Source organism: Aeromonas sp. 95A, assembly GCF_051919235.1.
Classification (GTDB): domain Bacteria; phylum Pseudomonadota; class Gammaproteobacteria; order Enterobacterales; family Aeromonadaceae; genus Aeromonas; species Aeromonas veronii.
The window spans coordinates 927,221-942,548 of record NZ_JBQBFC010000001.1 but is presented as its reverse complement, the minus strand read 5'-3'; the positions used below and the strand labels follow the sequence as shown (position 1 = coordinate 942,548).

Sequence of the window (15,328 nt, the reverse complement as noted above, 5' to 3'; positions counted from 1 at the left end):
TGCGGTTCCATACCCCCGAATTTTTTGCCGCAAATGAGGCTGCGTTACATGACGATTCACGATTTTGAGCACAAGTTGTTGGGACTGATCGACAGCATGGTTGCCACCGCGACCGACGATGAGCTGTTTGCGGGGGGTTACCTGCGAGGTCATATCTCATTGGCCGTTGCCCGGGCCGAGCTGGAAGGCAAGACCCTGGTGCGGGACGTCAAGAGCTATGTGCTGCGCAGCCTCAACGAGGCGATCTTGCAAGGTGAGCTTTCTGAAGAGGATGAAAAACTGGTGCAGGCGATGTGGAGTCGTTTGCAACAAGACGCAGAAGCTTGATCGGATACACAATTCAAACTGAAGTTTGAGTTTATTCTTCCCCTGAAGTTAGTGAAAGGTTAATAATAAGTTTCGCCTTTTGTTTCAGGGATTAAACTATGGCCTCCTCCTCACGCATTGCCAATAAACTGCCGCTCGAGATGCTCTATCACTGGGAGCGGCAGTGTCCTGATCGAACCTACCTGCGTCAAACCATCAACCGCGAATATGTCGATTTCACCTGGGGTGAAGTGGCCGATGAAGCGCGGCGGATGGTGACGGCCTTGCGTCACCTCGGTCTGGTGGCCGGTGACAAGGTGGCGCTGCTCTCCAAGAATTGCGCCCAGTGGTTTATCGCCGATCTGGCGATGCAGATGGGGCAATACGTGAGCGTGCCCATCTACCCGACTGCCAACGTCGACACCATCGAATATGTGCTGCGCCACAGCGAGGCCAAGGCGATCTTCGTCGGCAAGCTGGATGACTGGAAGAGTCAGGAGGCGGGCGTACCCGCCGATCTGCTGCGCATCGCCTTCCCCTATGACACCATGCCGGCCAGCCACCAGTGGGACGATCTGCTGGAAGCGCACGAGCCGATCCCTGACAGCCCGGTGCAGGCCCCTGACTCCCTGCTGAGTCTGGTCTACACCTCCGGCAGTACCGGCAAGCCGAAAGGGGCCATGCTGAGCGTCGAGCGTTACGCCTGGTCGTGCGAGAAGCTGGTGGAGACGGTGAGCCTGAGCCAGGCCGATCGGGGCTTCTCCTACCTGCCGCTGGCCCACATTACCGAGCGGGTCTACATCTACGGCGGCAGCCTCTATGGCGGCGCTACCATCGCCTTTCCCGAATCCCTCGACACCTTTATTGAAGATGTCAAACGCTGCCGTCCCACCGTCTTTATCTCGGTGCCACGACTGTGGGCCATGTTCCGCATCAAGATCCACGAGAAGCTGCCCCAGAAGAAACTCGAACTGCTGCTCAAGATCCCGCTTATCTCCGGCCTTATCAAACGCAAGCTGCAAAAGGGGTTGGGACTGGATCAGGCCCGGGTACTCGGCTGCGGCTCCGCGCCTGTCTCCCCTGCGCTGCTTGAGTGGTATCTGAGCATCGGCCTCAAGGTGACTGAAGCCTGGGGCATGACCGAGAACCACGCCTACTCCACCATCAACTACCCGTTCCGCGCCGACAAGATCGGCACCGTCGGTAAGGCGGGGATCGGAGTGACCATCAAGATCTCCGACGAGGGGGAGATCCTCTGCCGCTGCGAAGGGATGATGCTGGGTTACTACAAGGATCCCGAGCACAGCGCCGAGGCCATCGATGTCGAGGGGTGGCTCCACACCGGCGACATGGGCAAGCTGGACAAGGAGGGTTATCTCACCATCACCGGCCGGATGAAGGATGTGTTCAAGACCGCCAAGGGCAAGTATGTGGCGCCGGTGCCCATCGAGGGGCTGCTGGGGCAGGAGCCCATTATCGAACAGCTCTGCGTGATTGGTTACGGCATGCCGCAGCCCATTGCGCTGGTGCAGCTGGCCGAGAGTGCCATGAAGGGCAATCGGGAGGAGGTCAACGCCAGACTGGAAGCGGCGCGGGTTCGGGTCAACGATCAGCTGGAATCTCATGCCAAAATTCGCGGCATTCTGGTAGTGAAAACACCCTGGAATATCGAGAACGGCGTGCTGACCCCCACCATGAAGATCAAGCGTCACCTGCTGGAGCAAAAGTACGCCCAGGTCGGGGATCGCTGGCCCTCATCCCAAGTGGTGGTGTGGGAGGAGTAAATCCCGTCTTTCCATAGCCTAACAAACAACAACGGCCCTTGATGGGCCGTTGTTGTTTGTTGGGCATCTCACTCGCCGCCATTTGGCGGGCAAGTGAGATGCGTGCTCCCGGTTAGATCTGTGCCAGCGCGGCGGCCAGATCGGCGATCAGATCGTCCGCATCTTCCACCCCGATGCTGAAGCGGATGAGGTCGTCATTGACCCCGGCGGCGAGGCGGCTCGCCTCGTCCATGGCTGCGTGGGTGGTACTGGCCGGATGGCAAGCGAGACTCTCGAGATCCCCCAGACTCACCGCCTGCACGAATAGTTGCAGGTTATCGAGCAGGGTGGCGCAGCGTTCAAACCCGCCTTCAAGTTCAATACTCACCATGCCGCCAAAGCCGCTGGCAAAGGCGCCGAGGGCATCGTGGCCCGGATGGCTGGCAAGCCCCGGGTAGATCACCTTCTTCACTGCTGGGTGGGCGGCCAGAAACTCGGCCACTTTCTGGGCATTGTGCAGGTGGGCATCCATCCGCAGCGGCAGGGTCTTGACCCCGCGTTGCAGCAGGTAGGCCTCCTGCGGGCCAATGGGAGAACCGATATGCTTGAGGGCCACGGTGCGGATCGACTTCATCAGGGCGTGAGAGCCCGCCACCACCCCGGCGATGATGTCGCCGTGGCCGCCCAGATATTTGGTGCCGCTGTGCATCACTACATCGACCCCGAGTTCCAGCGGACGCAGCAGGTAGGGGGTGAGGAAGGTGTTGTCACATACCGTAATGGCGCCCACCTGGCGGGCCGCTTCCACCACCAGCCGCGGATCCACCACCTTGAGGGTGGGGTTGGTCAGGGTTTCGAACAGTACCACTTTGGTAGCAGGGCGGATGTTGGCCAGCAGATCCCGATCGCTCTCGTAGGCGGTGATCTTGATACCGGCGCGGCTGAAGGTTTGTTTGAGGAAGGCATCGGTGCCGCCGTAGAGCGGGCCGATATAGGCTACCTCATCGCCGCTGTCGGCCAGGGCATACATGATGGCGCTCACCGCCGCCATGCCGCTCGCCACCACCAGCGCTTCGTCAGCCCCTTCCAGCGCCGCCAGCTTCTGCTCCAGCTCGGCAGTGGTGGGGTTGCCAAAGCGGCTGTAGATAAAGCCGGGAGCTTGACCTGCAAAACGCTCCTTGCCCGCCTGGGCGTTGAAGTAGCTGAAGGTGCTGCTCTGGTAGAGCGGGGTGGTGAGGGCGCCGGTCTGTGGGTCGATCCGCTGGCCGCTGTGCACGCTCATGGTCTTGAATTTCATCGTGTTGCTCCGTGATGGCCAGGCTCTGGCCATGACTTGTTTTGTTGTTCGTTGCTTGTTGTGTTTGTCAGCGCGGGTATGTGCACGCGGCTGTGGCTTATGCATATACCCGCCGGCGGATCTCGGTGCTGTTCAGGCCGGTATCGCTTCGCTTTCAGTGAGCGGGAGGCGAGCGGGTTCCCCATAGTGGCGGGCCGCCACATCCGGGTGGGAGCGCAGCCGCCCTTTCAGCACGTTCTCCCCCACCTGATTAAAGAGCGGGTTGGTCGGGTCACTCTCCGGCCCTTGCGCCTGCGCTGCCAGCGCGGGGGAGAGGCTGAGCAGTGGCACGGTGGCATCGAGCCGCGCCGCCATAAAGAAGGCGCAGGAGAGGCGCGATACGCCGGACGGCGGGCTCACCACCCGATGCAGGGTCGCCTTGAGATAGCCGTTGGAGGCTAGCTCCAGCAGCTCGCCGATATTGACCACCAGCGCTCCCGGCAGGGGGGGCGCGGAGATCCAGCCGTTGGCCGTCTCGACCTCAAGCCCCGAGTGATTGTCCTGCATCACCAGCGTCAGGTAGCCGGGATCCTTGTGAGCGCCGACCCCCTGACTGCTGCCGCCCGCCTCTTGCCCCGGGTAGTGAATGAGCTTCATGTGCTGATAGGGGGCGCCGCGAATACTGTCGTCAAACACGTTGGCCGGTTGCTCCAACACCTCGGCAAAAGCGGCGAGCAGGGTGAGGGTGATATCGCTCAGCCGATCCTGCCACGCCAGCAGATGGCCTTTCATCTCGGGCAGGGCGGTCGGCCACTGGTTGGGGCCGATCAGCCGCTGCCAGGGTGCACGGGTCAGGGCCGCAGGCAGGGCTTGCGCCTCATTCATGATATCGAACTGCTCTCGCAGATCCGGCCGCTGGCGGGTCAGCTCGGCACCGACCCGGTTGTAGCCGCGAAAGTGGGGGCTGTTGACCATCTGCACCGTCAGCTTCTCCTGCTCCGGCAGGGCAAAGAAGCGCTCTGCCAGCGCCAGAGTCTCTAGCATCTCAATCTTGCTCAAGCCGTGGCCGACCAGATAGAAAAAGCCCACATCGCGGGCGGCCGCGGCCAGCCTGGCCAGCATAGGGCGACGTACCTCGGGCGCCCCCTTGAGGGCAGCCAGATCGATGATCGGCAGTGGTGAATGTTCCATGTGCACCTCCTCACTCTTTCGTTATCTCTGGCGCCATCTCTTCTGCTGCCTCTGGTGCGGGCAGGTCTGATAAGCGGTAAACGGGATGGCGCGACAGTGTGGCGCCATCTGGGATAAAGGGGATGCTACTGTTCGGTGTTATAAGACGGAAACAACAAATTATTCTTATTTATATACAAAATTCGAAATGGAATTCGGCGCCTGATGGGCTGAAGGTTTTTTGCGCAGCCATTGCGAGGTAAAGGGGCAACGATGAGGGGGAGAGTGATAACCAGAGGTAAGTTACCAGCGGCAAAAATGACCAAAACAGAAAATGGCCAAAACAGAAGGGAGGCGGATGCCTCCCTTCTGGTTGAGCGGGTGTTCACCTGACCGGGTGCGTAGGTGAGTGACCGTGCATTCTGGCCTTAACCGATTGCTGGCTCTCAGTAACCCAGGGTAAAGCGCTGGCGCTGGTGAGCCGGTTTTTCGACCTCGTTCAGCACACCATCAGCCAGATCACCGGCGGTGATCCCGGCAGGTTGTTCGCCGCTAAAGAGCACCTGATCGCCACCAATCCGATAGCCGCCGCGCTTCTCGCCCGGTTCGAGGAACACCGGGGGAGAGACAAAGCGCCAGTCGAGGGTGGTTTCATGACGCAGGGCGGTGAGACCGTCGCGGGCCGCCAGCGCCCCCTGTTTCCACTCGGCCGGAAACTCAGGGGTATCCACCAGTTGCACGCCGGGGGCAACCTCCAGACTGCCGGCGCCACCTACTACCAGCAGCCAGCTGTTGGCCGCTTTGGCTGCTGCGACGATCGCGTTGGCGCCCTTGAGGTACTGGTCGTAGATATCCGGTGTGGTCCAGCCCGGGTTGTAGGCGCTGATCACCCGATCGTGCCCCTTGAGCACCTCGGCCAATGCCTGCGGGTTTTGGGCATCCACCGCCACGGCGGTGACCTGCGGATGGGCGGCCACCTTGCTGACATCGCGGACGATGGCGGTGACGTGATGGCCGCGGCTGATGGCCTCGTTCAGGATGGCTGAACCGACAAAACCGCTGGCACCGATCAGGGCAATCTTCATGGGGAACTCTCCTTCACTGTTGGAATGGGGCTATCCTACGCCGCCATTTATGATTTAATAATCACCTCAAAAATGCATTCACTTATAAGCTGGATTTAATAATGGAACAGCTCAGACGTTACGCCATCTTCGCCGCCGTGGTGGAAGCGGGCAGCATGACAGGGGCAGCCAAATCCCTTGGCATGACCCCCTCCGCCGTCAGTCAGCATATCAGTCAGCTGGAGAGCCTGCTCGGACTGCCCCTGCTCCATCGCTCCACCCGTCGTCTCAGTCTGACCGAGGCGGGAGAGGTGGTGTGGCAAGGGTGTCGGGCGTTGCAGCAGACTCTGAGCGAGACCGAGCTGCGCCTCTCGGAGGTGCGCGACGCCCTGCTCGGGGAAGTGCGGATCACCGCCCCGGTGGGGATGGCGGGCCAGCCGCTGGCTCTGGCCCTCTCACCGCTGCTGCAGGCCCACCCCGGCCTCACCATCCAGATCATCGCCGATGACGAGAAGCGGGATCTGATTGCCGAGCGGATCGACGTGGCGCTGCGGGTCGGCACCTTGCCTGACTCGACCCTGGTGGCCCGCAAACTGGGGCAGACCCGGATGCTGCTCTGCGCCGCCCCCGCCTATCTGGCGCGCAAGGGAGCGCCGCGCACGCCCGACGATCTGGCCACCCACGACTGGCTTTGCGGCGACATGCTGGGCAACGGTTTGCTGCTGCAGGATGAAAAGGGGGGCGAGCACAGGGTGAGGTTCAAGGCCAAGGTGCTCTGCAATAACGTGTTGCCCCTGCGCCAGTTTGCGCTGGCTGGGCAGGGGATCTCGCTGCAGCCGGAGGGGGAGATTGGCGAGGATCTGGCGCAGGGGCGGCTGCTCGAACTGTTGCCCGGTTTTCGGGTGGCACCGATGGAGATCCACGCCATCACGCCGCAGCGGGAGATCCCGGAGAAGGTGCGGCGGGTGGTGGAGGCGCTGCGCAGCTATTTCGGCACGACGATGTCGTCATGAGCTGCGCCTTTCTGGTTGAGAAAAGGCTCCCGATTATCCTGAAGGGGGATTATCCATAAGGCGGTTTGTCGAGAAGAGCGATAGCCCGGATGAGGAGATGGGCATGCTTGACTGTTAAGCATACTTAAATCGAACTGACGGCCCGCACCTGATCTTTGAGCCAATTAAGCCCGGTATCCTGACCGGAGCTCTTGTGCCAACTCATGTAGACGGGGCAATCCTCCGAGAGCCAGGGGAGGGGATAGCTGGCCAGATCCAGCGCCTGCCCCAGCTTCTCCATGTGCCACTGGCTGGCGACGCAGAGCCAGTCGGTACGACTCACCAGATGAAGGGCGGTGAGCAGGGAGTCGCTCTCGTAGGCAATCTGGCGCGGCGGCAGCGGCGCCTTGGTCAGGGTGTTGAGCAGCAAGCTGTCGAGCCGCCTGGTTTGCAATACCACGTGCTTTTCGTTGAAGAAGGTGGCCATGTCGGGGGCCTGGCGGATCCTGGGGTGAGCCTTGCGACAGGCGATGCGCAGGGCCTGGGACATGATCTGCTCGTTTTCGATCCCCTGCTCCGCCATCGGCTTGGTGGCCAGCACCAGATCCACGCTGTGCAGATAGAGGCTGTTCTGGCGCAGGGCTTCGTCCTGCACCTGGGTGTTCCACTCCAGCTGACAGTTGGGGGCTTGGGTCTGCAGCAGGTTGTTGAGCTCCGGCAGGAAGAAGATATCGATATCGGGCACCCCCGCGATGCGAAAAGTGCGCCGACTGGTCTGGGGATCAAAGAGATCGGTGCGCTGCAGGCTGCGCTCCATGTCGTGCAGCGGCACCATGATCTCGTGGTGCAGACTGAGCGCTCGCGCCGTGGGGGTGATGCCGCGTCCCTGGCGGACAAACAGCGGCTCGCCCACCAGGCTGGTCAGGCGGCTGATGGCCTGGCTGATGGCCGAGGGGGTCATCTCCATCATCTCGGCGGCCGTGGTGACACCACCATAGCGGATCACCGCATCGAGGACGCGAAAGAGATTGAGATCGACTTGAGACATGGTGGCTACCGTTAAGCATGATTAAACAGTTAACATACTGAACAGCCTCTTGTCCGGCCAGTATTCCCTGCGATAACTGTGATGTTTCCCTCTCTATTCGTCATCTTCCATCTTGCCGCGAATGCGATCGAGCCTGTTTTGCAGTCATGCTTGAGCCCGGCAGGTGGCCCGCGGCATAGAGTAGCGCGACCAGCAGCAAGCCGCCCAGAAAGAGCCAGCGAGCGCTTCCCCAATGGCCGCTGTCCGTCATCAGGGCCGCCAGCAACAGGGGGCCAAGCAGCTGACCGAAGTTGGCGAGCTGGACAAAAAAGCCCTGCACGATGGCCAGTTGCACCGGCCCCTGACTCACTCCCTGTGCAGACGAGAGGATCGCCGGCGGTGCCATTCCGCCCGCCAGGGAGAGGGCGAGGCAGAGCCCATAGGCCCACCACGGCGACAGGCCGGGCCAGAAGGCGAGCATGCCGCACAGCGCCATCAGGCCCAGTGCCCAGCTGATGAGCCGATCTCGTGCCACGCCCCGGCGCAGCAGCCATGCCCCCATCAGGTTGCCGGGAATATTGGCGACCACCGCCAGCGCCGAAAGCAGGGCAATCTGGCTTTGGCCAATCCCGGGAGTGCCTTGCAACATGGTTGGCAGCCAGACAAAGAGCGCCCAGAGCATCAGGCTGTAGAGCGTGAACGCCAACCCGTAGCGCCAGAGTGCCTTCTGCCGGAGCACCGTGAGCTGGCGCAGCGGGTGGCCCGAGTTGATCGAGTTTTGGGGTGCCCAGACCCGCAGTTTATCTGCCGAGCGACTGGCGAGCAGAAGCAGCAGGGCAGAGAGTTGCGGGATCATCAGGATCAGCCAGGCCAGTCGCCAGCCACCTTGCGCCGTGAGCCAGGGGGTGAGCAGCATACCCGCCGCCGCCCCGAGGGGCAGGTTGACTGCCCACAGGCTTATGGCCAGTCGCTTATCCTCCTCCCGGGTCACCGCCACGATAAAGGCGGGCATGGCCACCGAGACCAGCAAAAAGCCAATCCCCTCGACAATGCGCGACAGCAGCATCATGGCCAGCCCGGTGGCGGGCAGCGCCAACGCACCGCCTGTGACGATAACCAGTAGCCCGACAACCCCGGTTTGCCGCCCACTCCAGCGAGTCAGCAGCAGGCCGAGAAAGAGGCTGAAGAGGATCGCCAGCGTATTGAAAGCCGAGGCGAGATAGCTGGCTTCGACCAGTGTCAGCCCCAGCTCGCTGCGCAGTATGCCGAGTACGGCGGGCACTTTGCCAAGGCAGAGGGCGCCGCTGGCACCGGCGAAAATGGCGAGGAAGACCAGAGGCCAGCGCGTGCTTTGTGGCTGGTGGCCAGCGAGCGTGCTCATGGCCGATATTGGCCGTTGCGCAGCCACTCATCGTTGAGCTGACCAAATTCGCCGCGCTGATAGGCATGCAGCCGATCTGCAATGGCGTCGTGGCTGTTCATGACGAAGGGACCATGTTTGACCAGGGGTTCATTGAGCGCCTGGCCTGAGAGCAGCACGAAGTGGCAGGGCTCGGTGGCCTCAAGTTGCAGTGCCACCGCCTCGCCGCCATCGGCAGAGAGGCTGACACCCATCCCGTGACCTGCCGGGATGAGGTGCCGCTCTCCCTCCGCCTGCAGGGTCAGCGATCCGGTCAGGGGATAGATCATGGCATTCCAGCCTGCCGCCAGCAGATGGGTGAAGCGGCTGCCGGGCGCGCAATGGCCATCGAGCAGGGTAAAGGGTTGGGGCAGCTCTGCCGAGTGTGGCGCCGTTATCCCGTTGCTGTGGCCTGCGACCACCCGTACTCGCACCCCTTCGCCATGAAACTCGGGGATGGTGGCAGCGGCTGCGTGGACGGCAAAAGGCGACATCATCTTTTGACGGGCAGGCAGGTTGACGAAGATCTGCAGGGCGTGGACATAGGGCGATGTCCCTTCCGGCTGCTCGGTATGTACAGCCCCGCGCCCGGCCGCCAGCCAGTGGAGCGCGCCCGGTTCGATGGGGCCCTGATTGCCGAGGGAGTCGTAGTTGACGTGGGGGCTCTTCGAATCCTCGAACAGATAGGTGACGGCAGAGATCCCGGCGTGGGGATGGGGCTCGAAGGTGGGGGCGGTCATCTGGAAGTGATCCACCATCACCACGGGGTCTATCAGACCGTTGAAAAAGTGTTCGCCAAAATGGCTGGCTTCAAAGCCGCTGCCAATGCGCAGCGGTTGGCCCTTGACGGGGGCGGAGAGAGTCAGGCGTCTGGCCATCGATATAACCTCTTGAAGACAAAAGAAGCCTTCGGTCATCTGACCGAAGGCGGGGCGAGTTACGACTTCTTGGCACCTTCTTGCATCTGCCACACCAGGGTAGCGAAAGGCATGTCGAGGGCGCTGTAGACATCGTGCGCCTTGGGATCGACGTTGCTGCGCAGCATCTCGACCGCGGCGGAGGCGTAGTCGGTGACCGGGATACCGGCCCCCAGCAAGCGTTGCAGCCCAGTGGTGCGCTTGGCTTCGTTGAAGGTGCCGGAAGCGTCGAGCACCACCCGGGCATCATAGCCGGCAGCCTTGGCAGAGAGGGCCGGGAAGCTGGCGCAGATCTCGAGGGATACCCCGGCGATGATCAGCTGTTTGCGGCCGGTCTTCTCAATGGCGGCGCGCACGGCAGGATCGTCCCAGGCGTTGATGACGGTGCGGTTGATCACCTTCACATCCGGCAGGGCACTGGTCAGTTCAGGCATGGTGGGGCCCCACATGCCATCGGGCATGGTAGCGGTCACGATCACCGGCACGCCGAGGGCGCGGGCGGCGTTGGCCAGCGCCACCACGTTGTGCTTGAGCTCGCCCACCGTGGTGTCGCGCACGCCGCTCAACAAGCCGACCTGATGGTCGACCAGCAGCAGTACCGCATTGTCTCGGGAGAGCATCTCCAGATAGCGGTTGGGTGATACAGTCGGATGGCTGGCAGCATCGGCGGCCATGGCCGGTGTCGCTGTGGTGGCCAGCGTGGCGGTCAGGGTCGCCAGACCGAGCAGGGTGGCAGAGCAGATTTGTCGCAGTTTCATGGTGAACTCCTTGTGATATCGGAACAGTCAAACGGACCTTGCTGGTGGGGCGGATTGCCCGCGCAGCAACCGTCTGATGGGGACAAGGCCATTATGATGGCTGCAAAAATGGCGACAATCTGGTGAAATAGGTTCTTATCGTTCTATTGGTGGAACGATGTGAATGCACCTCACCCTGACCAAGGCTACTCGATGACACCACTGGAACTTGATTTGAATGATCTCTATCTCTTCACCCATGTGGTGCAGCGACAGGGATTCACTGCCGCCGCGCGGGCGCTTGGCGTGCCCAAGTCGCGGATCTCGCGCCGGATCCGGCTGCTGGAGGAGCGGCTGGATACCCGGCTGCTGCAACGTACCTCGCGTCAACTCAGCCTGACCGATGCCGGTGAGGTGCTCTATCGCCACTGTCAGGCGATGTTGGCCGAAGCGCAGGCGGGAGAGGCGGCTGTGCGGCAACGGCAGCAGGAGCCGAGCGGTCTGGTGCGGATCAGCGTGCCCATTACCATGGCCGATGCGCTGCTTGCCCGCTTGTTGCCCGCTTTTATGGCGCAATACCCCAAGGTGAGGCTCGCCGTGCAAGCCAGCAACCGGCAGGTGGATCTGCTGGAGGAGGGGCTGGATGTGGTGATCCGCGGGGTGGCCTTCGAGCAGCCCCCCTCCAGCCTGGTGCAGGTGCCGCTCTGTATGGTGCAGTGGGGCGTGCTGGCGACCCCGGCGTGGCTCTCGCGCCACAATGCGCTGGCGCATCCACGCCAGCTGGAGGGAGAGGATGCCCTGCTCTTCAGCTCGCTGGAGCGTCAGGCCGATCTGTTGCGGCTGCGGCACGATAGCGGGGAGAGTGAGGAAGTGGCGGTCAATGTGCTGCTGCGCAGCGACAATGTGCAAACCCTCAAACAGGCGGCGCTGGCGGGGCTCGGGATGGTGGGCTTGCCACTTTACGCCTGCGTGAATGAGCTGGCGGATGGGCGGCTGCAACAACTGCTACCCGAGTGGCGTCCCAAAGATGGCAAGCTGGTGATGCTCTATCCCGCGCGGCGCGGTCTGTCACCGGCGGTCAGGGCCCTCATCGACTTTATCAAGGTGCAGTTGCCTGCACTGCTGGCAGAGGTCGGTCAGCCACGCTGAGGAGGGCTATCCCTCCATCTTGCGGCGAATGCGCTCGAACAGGCTCTGCAGGCAGGCTTGATCCCGATCGGCGGCCCGCACCGCGCCATACATATGGCGACGAATACCGCTGCCGAGGGGGCGGGCGCAGAGCATCCCCTGTCTGACAAACTCGTCGCTGGCCCAGCGCGGCAAGGCGGCAACCCCGAGGCCGGCGGCGGCCATCTGCAGCATCACCGAGGTGTTGTCCACCGGCTTGCAGCGGGCGGGCTCCACCCCGGCGGGTTGCAAAAAGCGGCTGAAGATATCCATGCGGCTGCGCTCCACCGGATAGACCAGCAGCACCTCCGCCCCCAGATCGCCCGGCTCGATGTGGCTCCGGTGGCAGAGGGGATGATCCGGTGCCATCACCAGAGTCAGATCAAAAGCAAACAGCGGCTCGAAGTGGAGATCGCCGCGGGCCTGCACGTCCGAGGTGAGCAGCAGGTCGAGCTGGCCGCCTAGCAGGGCATTGATGGCATCAAAGCCCGGCACCGACTCCACCTCCAGATCCACCCCAGGCCACTGGCGGCGAAATTCCGGCAACAGCGGCAGCAGCCACTGGATGCAGCTGTGGCAATCGAGCGCCAGATGCAGCCTGCCCGCATCGCCGCTCTGCAGGGCTTGCAACTGTTTCTCGGTCTGGGCCAGGGCGGGCAGTACCTGACGGGCGAGGGCGAGCAGCTGGCTGCCGGCTGCGGTCAGTACCAGCGGGCGGCTTTTGCGCAGGTAGAGCTCCAGATTGAGGCGGGTCTCCAGCTCTTTGAGCTGGTGGGAGAGGGCGGACTGGGTAAGGTTGAGGGTCAGCGCCGCACCGGCCAGCGAGCCCTGCTCGGCCAGCGCGGTCAATGTTTTCAAGTGTTTGATCTCTATCCCTGCATTGCTTGGCACTGCCATAAGATGGCTCCTTGTGAGATTGCGTCTGGCGCTGAGGTTACGGTCGGCGGTGGCCTGCTCCGCTTCTTGACTCCGGCACCTCTTGCACCTGTAAAAATCGGCCTCTGTATCCTCGCGGTGAACCTGTTCGGCGGTCAGTTGAGGATTATTTGAGAGCCAGTTGAAGAGGATTCAATAGCCAGCGTCACCTTATCTTGTCATTTTGGATGTGTAAACATCTGGATGGCTAAACCATCCAGTTTCCATCAGATGAATGAGCATAAGGAAATGAACCTATGACACGAGCACACACCCTGGGCTTCCCCCGTATCGGCGCCAAGCGCGAGCTGAAATTTGCCCTCGAATCCTACTGGCGTGGCGAGACCACTCAGGCCGAACTCGTTGCCGTGGGCAAGACGCTGCGTGAGCGCCATTGGCAGGCCCAGCACGGCGCCGGGGTCAATCTGCTGCCGGTGGGCGACTTTGCCTGGTACGATCAGGTGCTCGGTACCAGCCTGCTGGTGGATGCAGTGCCTGCCCGCCACCGTCATGGCGAGACCGATCTCGACACCCTGTTCCGGGTGGCCCGCGGCCGTGCGCCGACCGGCCCGGCGGCGGCCGCCGCCGAGATGACCAAATGGTTCAACACCAACTATCACTATCTGGTGCCGGAATTCAGCCGTGATCAGCGCTTCAAACTGGGCTGGAGCCAGCTGTTTGACGAGGTGGAAGAGGCCAAGGCGCTGGGGCTGCCGGTCAAGGCGGTGCTGCTGGGACCGGTCTCCTACCTCTGGCTCGGCAAGGAGAAAGAGAGCGGCTTCTCCCGCCTTGAACTGCTCGATCGCCTGCTGATTGTCTATCAGGAGATTCTGGCCAAGTTGGCCGCCCAGGGAGTGGAGTGGGTGCAGATCGACGAACCGGCGCTGACGCTGGACCTGCCGGACGAGTGGCGACTGGCCTACCTCAACGCCTACGAGCGCCTGAGCGGCCCCTGCAAACTGCTGCTCACCACCTATTTCGGTTCGGTGGCCCATCAGCGCGACATCATCACCAGCCTCAAGGTAGATGGCCTGCATCTGGATCTGGTGGCCGCCCCCGACCAGCTGGAGACCCTGGTGCCGCATCTGCCCGCCCAGTGGGTCATCTCCGCCGGGGTGATCAACGGCCGCAACGTCTGGCGTGCCAATCTGGCCAAGCTGGCGCCGACTCTGAAGGCACTGAAAGCCAAACTCGGCGAGCGGCTCTGGGTGGCCTCATCCTGCTCATTGCTGCATAGCCCGGTGGATTTGACCCTGGAGCAGGAGCTGGATCCCCAGACCCGCAGCTGGTTCGCCTTCGCCTTGCAAAAATGTTTCGAGCTGGGACTGCTCAGAGAGTATCTGGATGGAGGCGAGCTCGACAAAATCACCGCCTACAGCCAGCCCATCGTCGATCGGGAGTCCGACAGCCGGGTGCACAAAAAAGCGGTGCAGTCACGGCTCGCCAGCCTCACCAACAGCGATTTTGATCGCCACAGCCCCTATCCGGTCAGGGCCGAGCTGCAGCGCTCGGATCTCAAGCTGCCGCTGCTGCCCACCACCACCATTGGCTCCTTCCCGCAGACCTCGCAGATCCGGGTATTGCGGCAGGATTGGCGTGCCGGTCGCATCGATGACAGCGCCTACGAGGCTGGCATTAAGGCCGAGATCCGCGATGCCATCGCGCGTCAGGAGGCCATCGGGCTGGACGTGCTGGTTCATGGTGAGGCCGAGCGCAATGACATGGTGGAGTATTTCGGTGAACTGCTGGATGGCTTTGCCATCACCCGCTTCGGTTGGGTACAGAGCTATGGCTCCCGCTGCGTCAAGCCGCCGGTGATCACCCGTGACATCGACCGCCCGACCCCCATGACGCTCGAATGGACCCGATTTGCCCAGAGCCTGACCGACAAGCCGGTCAAGGGGATGCTGACTGGCCCTGTGACCATCCTCTGCTGGTCCTTCCCGCGGGAAGATGTGAGCCGCGAGCAATCCGCCCTGCAAATCGGGCTTGCCATTCGCGACGAGGTGGCAGATTTGGAAGCCGCTGGCATCAAGATCATCCAGATCGACGAACCGGCGATCCGCGAAGGCTTGCCCCTGCGCAAGCAAGATCATCAGGCTTATCTCGATTGGGCGGTGCGCGCCTTCCGTCTGAGTGCAAGCCCGGTGGCGGACAGCACCCAGATCCACACCCACATGTGCTACAGCGATTTCAACCTCATCATCGAGGCGGTGGCGGCGCTGGATGCGGATGTGATCACCATCGAGACCAGCCGCAGCCAGATGCAGCTGCTCGAAGCGTTCGAACGCTTCAACTACCCCAATGAGATTGGCCCGGGCGTCTACGACATCCACTCGCCGAACGTGCCGAGCCAGAGCTGGATTGAGGGGTTGCTGCGCAAGGCGGCCAAGCAGATCCCGGCCGAGCGGCTCTGGGTCAACCCGGATTGCGGCCTCAAGACCCGCGGCTGGGAAGAGACGGAGGCCGCCCTCAAGGTGATGGTCGATGCCACCAAGGCGCTGCGGGCCGAGCTGGCGTAACCGGCAAGCCGTGACAGCCATCGATAAGGTGGCGTGCTGACAAACGAACGAGAGAGGGGAAGCCACTGCTTCC

Annotated in this window: 13 protein-coding genes; 5 read left to right on the top strand and 8 right to left on the bottom strand. The window is 62.3% G+C overall.

Translation table 11 applies throughout. The annotated features are described in order from the left end of the window. The first annotated feature begins 48 nt into the window (after positions 1 to 48). Together ACTG2U_RS04145 and ACTG2U_RS04140 are read left to right on the top strand one after the other, a co-directional pair. Positions 49 to 327: a YfcL family protein gene (locus ACTG2U_RS04145; protein ID WP_005333639.1), complete on the top strand. Its 279-nt coding sequence runs from the start codon at positions 49 to 51 to the stop codon at positions 325 to 327. Between the two features lie 98 nt (positions 328 to 425). Further along, a complete protein-coding gene (locus tag ACTG2U_RS04140; RefSeq protein WP_274160938.1) occupies positions 426 to 2,090 on the top strand; it encodes an AMP-binding protein in 1,665 nt (554 codons plus the stop codon). Positions 2,091 to 2,202: 112 nt separating this feature from the next. Here ACTG2U_RS04140 and ACTG2U_RS04135 read toward each other — a convergent pair whose 3' ends face one another. From ACTG2U_RS04135 to ACTG2U_RS04125, 3 genes are all read right to left on the bottom strand, one after another. Then, positions 2,203 to 3,366 carry a trans-sulfuration enzyme family protein gene (locus tag ACTG2U_RS04135; RefSeq protein ID WP_439974083.1) on the bottom strand — a complete coding sequence of 388 codons (1,164 nt, stop codon included), beginning with the start codon at positions 3,364 to 3,366 and terminating at the stop codon, positions 2,203 to 2,205. Between the two features lie 132 nt (positions 3,367 to 3,498). After that, positions 3,499 to 4,536 carry an isopenicillin N synthase family dioxygenase gene (locus ACTG2U_RS04130; protein WP_439974082.1) on the bottom strand — a complete coding sequence of 346 codons (1,038 nt, stop codon included), beginning with the start codon at positions 4,534 to 4,536 and terminating at the stop codon, positions 3,499 to 3,501. 425 nt (positions 4,537 to 4,961) lie between these two features. Next, positions 4,962 to 5,600 (bottom strand): NAD(P)-dependent oxidoreductase, encoded by a 639-nt coding sequence (locus ACTG2U_RS04125; RefSeq protein WP_115521834.1) that lies wholly within the window; start codon positions 5,598 to 5,600, stop codon positions 4,962 to 4,964. Between the two features lie 101 nt (positions 5,601 to 5,701). On the opposite strand from ACTG2U_RS04125, the gene ACTG2U_RS04120 reads away from it, so the two are divergent. Next, positions 5,702 to 6,592: a LysR family transcriptional regulator gene (locus tag ACTG2U_RS04120; protein ID WP_236375646.1), complete on the top strand. Its 891-nt coding sequence runs from the start codon at positions 5,702 to 5,704 to the stop codon at positions 6,590 to 6,592. 124 nt (positions 6,593 to 6,716) lie between these two features. Here ACTG2U_RS04120 and ACTG2U_RS04115 read toward each other — a convergent pair whose 3' ends face one another. The 4 genes from ACTG2U_RS04115 to ACTG2U_RS04100 all read right to left on the bottom strand — a co-directional run bounded on the left by ACTG2U_RS04115 (position 6,717) and on the right by ACTG2U_RS04100 (position 10,672). Then, a complete protein-coding gene (locus tag ACTG2U_RS04115) occupies positions 6,717 to 7,619 on the bottom strand; it encodes a LysR family transcriptional regulator (RefSeq protein WP_274160940.1) in 903 nt (300 codons plus the stop codon). A 100-nt stretch (positions 7,620 to 7,719) separates the two neighbouring features. Further along, positions 7,720 to 8,979 carry an MFS transporter gene (locus tag ACTG2U_RS04110; RefSeq protein WP_376890763.1) on the bottom strand — a complete coding sequence of 420 codons (1,260 nt, stop codon included), beginning with the start codon at positions 8,977 to 8,979 and terminating at the stop codon, positions 7,720 to 7,722. Further along, positions 8,976 to 9,875 carry a pirin family protein gene (locus ACTG2U_RS04105; RefSeq protein WP_279498161.1) on the bottom strand — a complete coding sequence of 300 codons (900 nt, stop codon included), beginning with the start codon at positions 9,873 to 9,875 and terminating at the stop codon, positions 8,976 to 8,978. The genes ACTG2U_RS04110 and ACTG2U_RS04105 overlap by 4 nt, the downstream gene beginning before the upstream one ends. A gap of 59 nt (positions 9,876 to 9,934) precedes the next feature. Further along, positions 9,935 to 10,672 (bottom strand): isochorismatase family protein, encoded by a 738-nt coding sequence (locus tag ACTG2U_RS04100; RefSeq protein WP_204483708.1) that lies wholly within the window; start codon positions 10,670 to 10,672, stop codon positions 9,935 to 9,937. A gap of 192 nt (positions 10,673 to 10,864) precedes the next feature. Between ACTG2U_RS04100 and ACTG2U_RS04095 the strand changes: the two genes are divergently transcribed. Further along, the gene (locus tag ACTG2U_RS04095) at positions 10,865 to 11,800 is read left to right on the top strand and encodes a LysR substrate-binding domain-containing protein (protein WP_258720248.1); all 936 of its coding nucleotides are present in this window, start codon (positions 10,865 to 10,867) and stop codon (positions 11,798 to 11,800) included. 6 nt (positions 11,801 to 11,806) lie between these two features. Here ACTG2U_RS04095 and ACTG2U_RS04090 read toward each other — a convergent pair whose 3' ends face one another. Then, positions 11,807 to 12,715 (bottom strand): LysR substrate-binding domain-containing protein, encoded by a 909-nt coding sequence (locus ACTG2U_RS04090; RefSeq protein WP_108540706.1) that lies wholly within the window; start codon positions 12,713 to 12,715, stop codon positions 11,807 to 11,809. 275 nt (positions 12,716 to 12,990) lie between these two features. Here ACTG2U_RS04090 and metE point away from each other — a divergent pair, with 275 nt between their 5' ends. Further along, positions 12,991 to 15,255, top strand: coding sequence for a 5-methyltetrahydropteroyltriglutamate--homocysteine S-methyltransferase (gene metE / locus ACTG2U_RS04085; protein ID WP_439974081.1), 2,265 nt, complete (start codon positions 12,991 to 12,993; stop codon positions 15,253 to 15,255). Positions 15,256 to 15,328 lie beyond the last annotated feature (73 nt).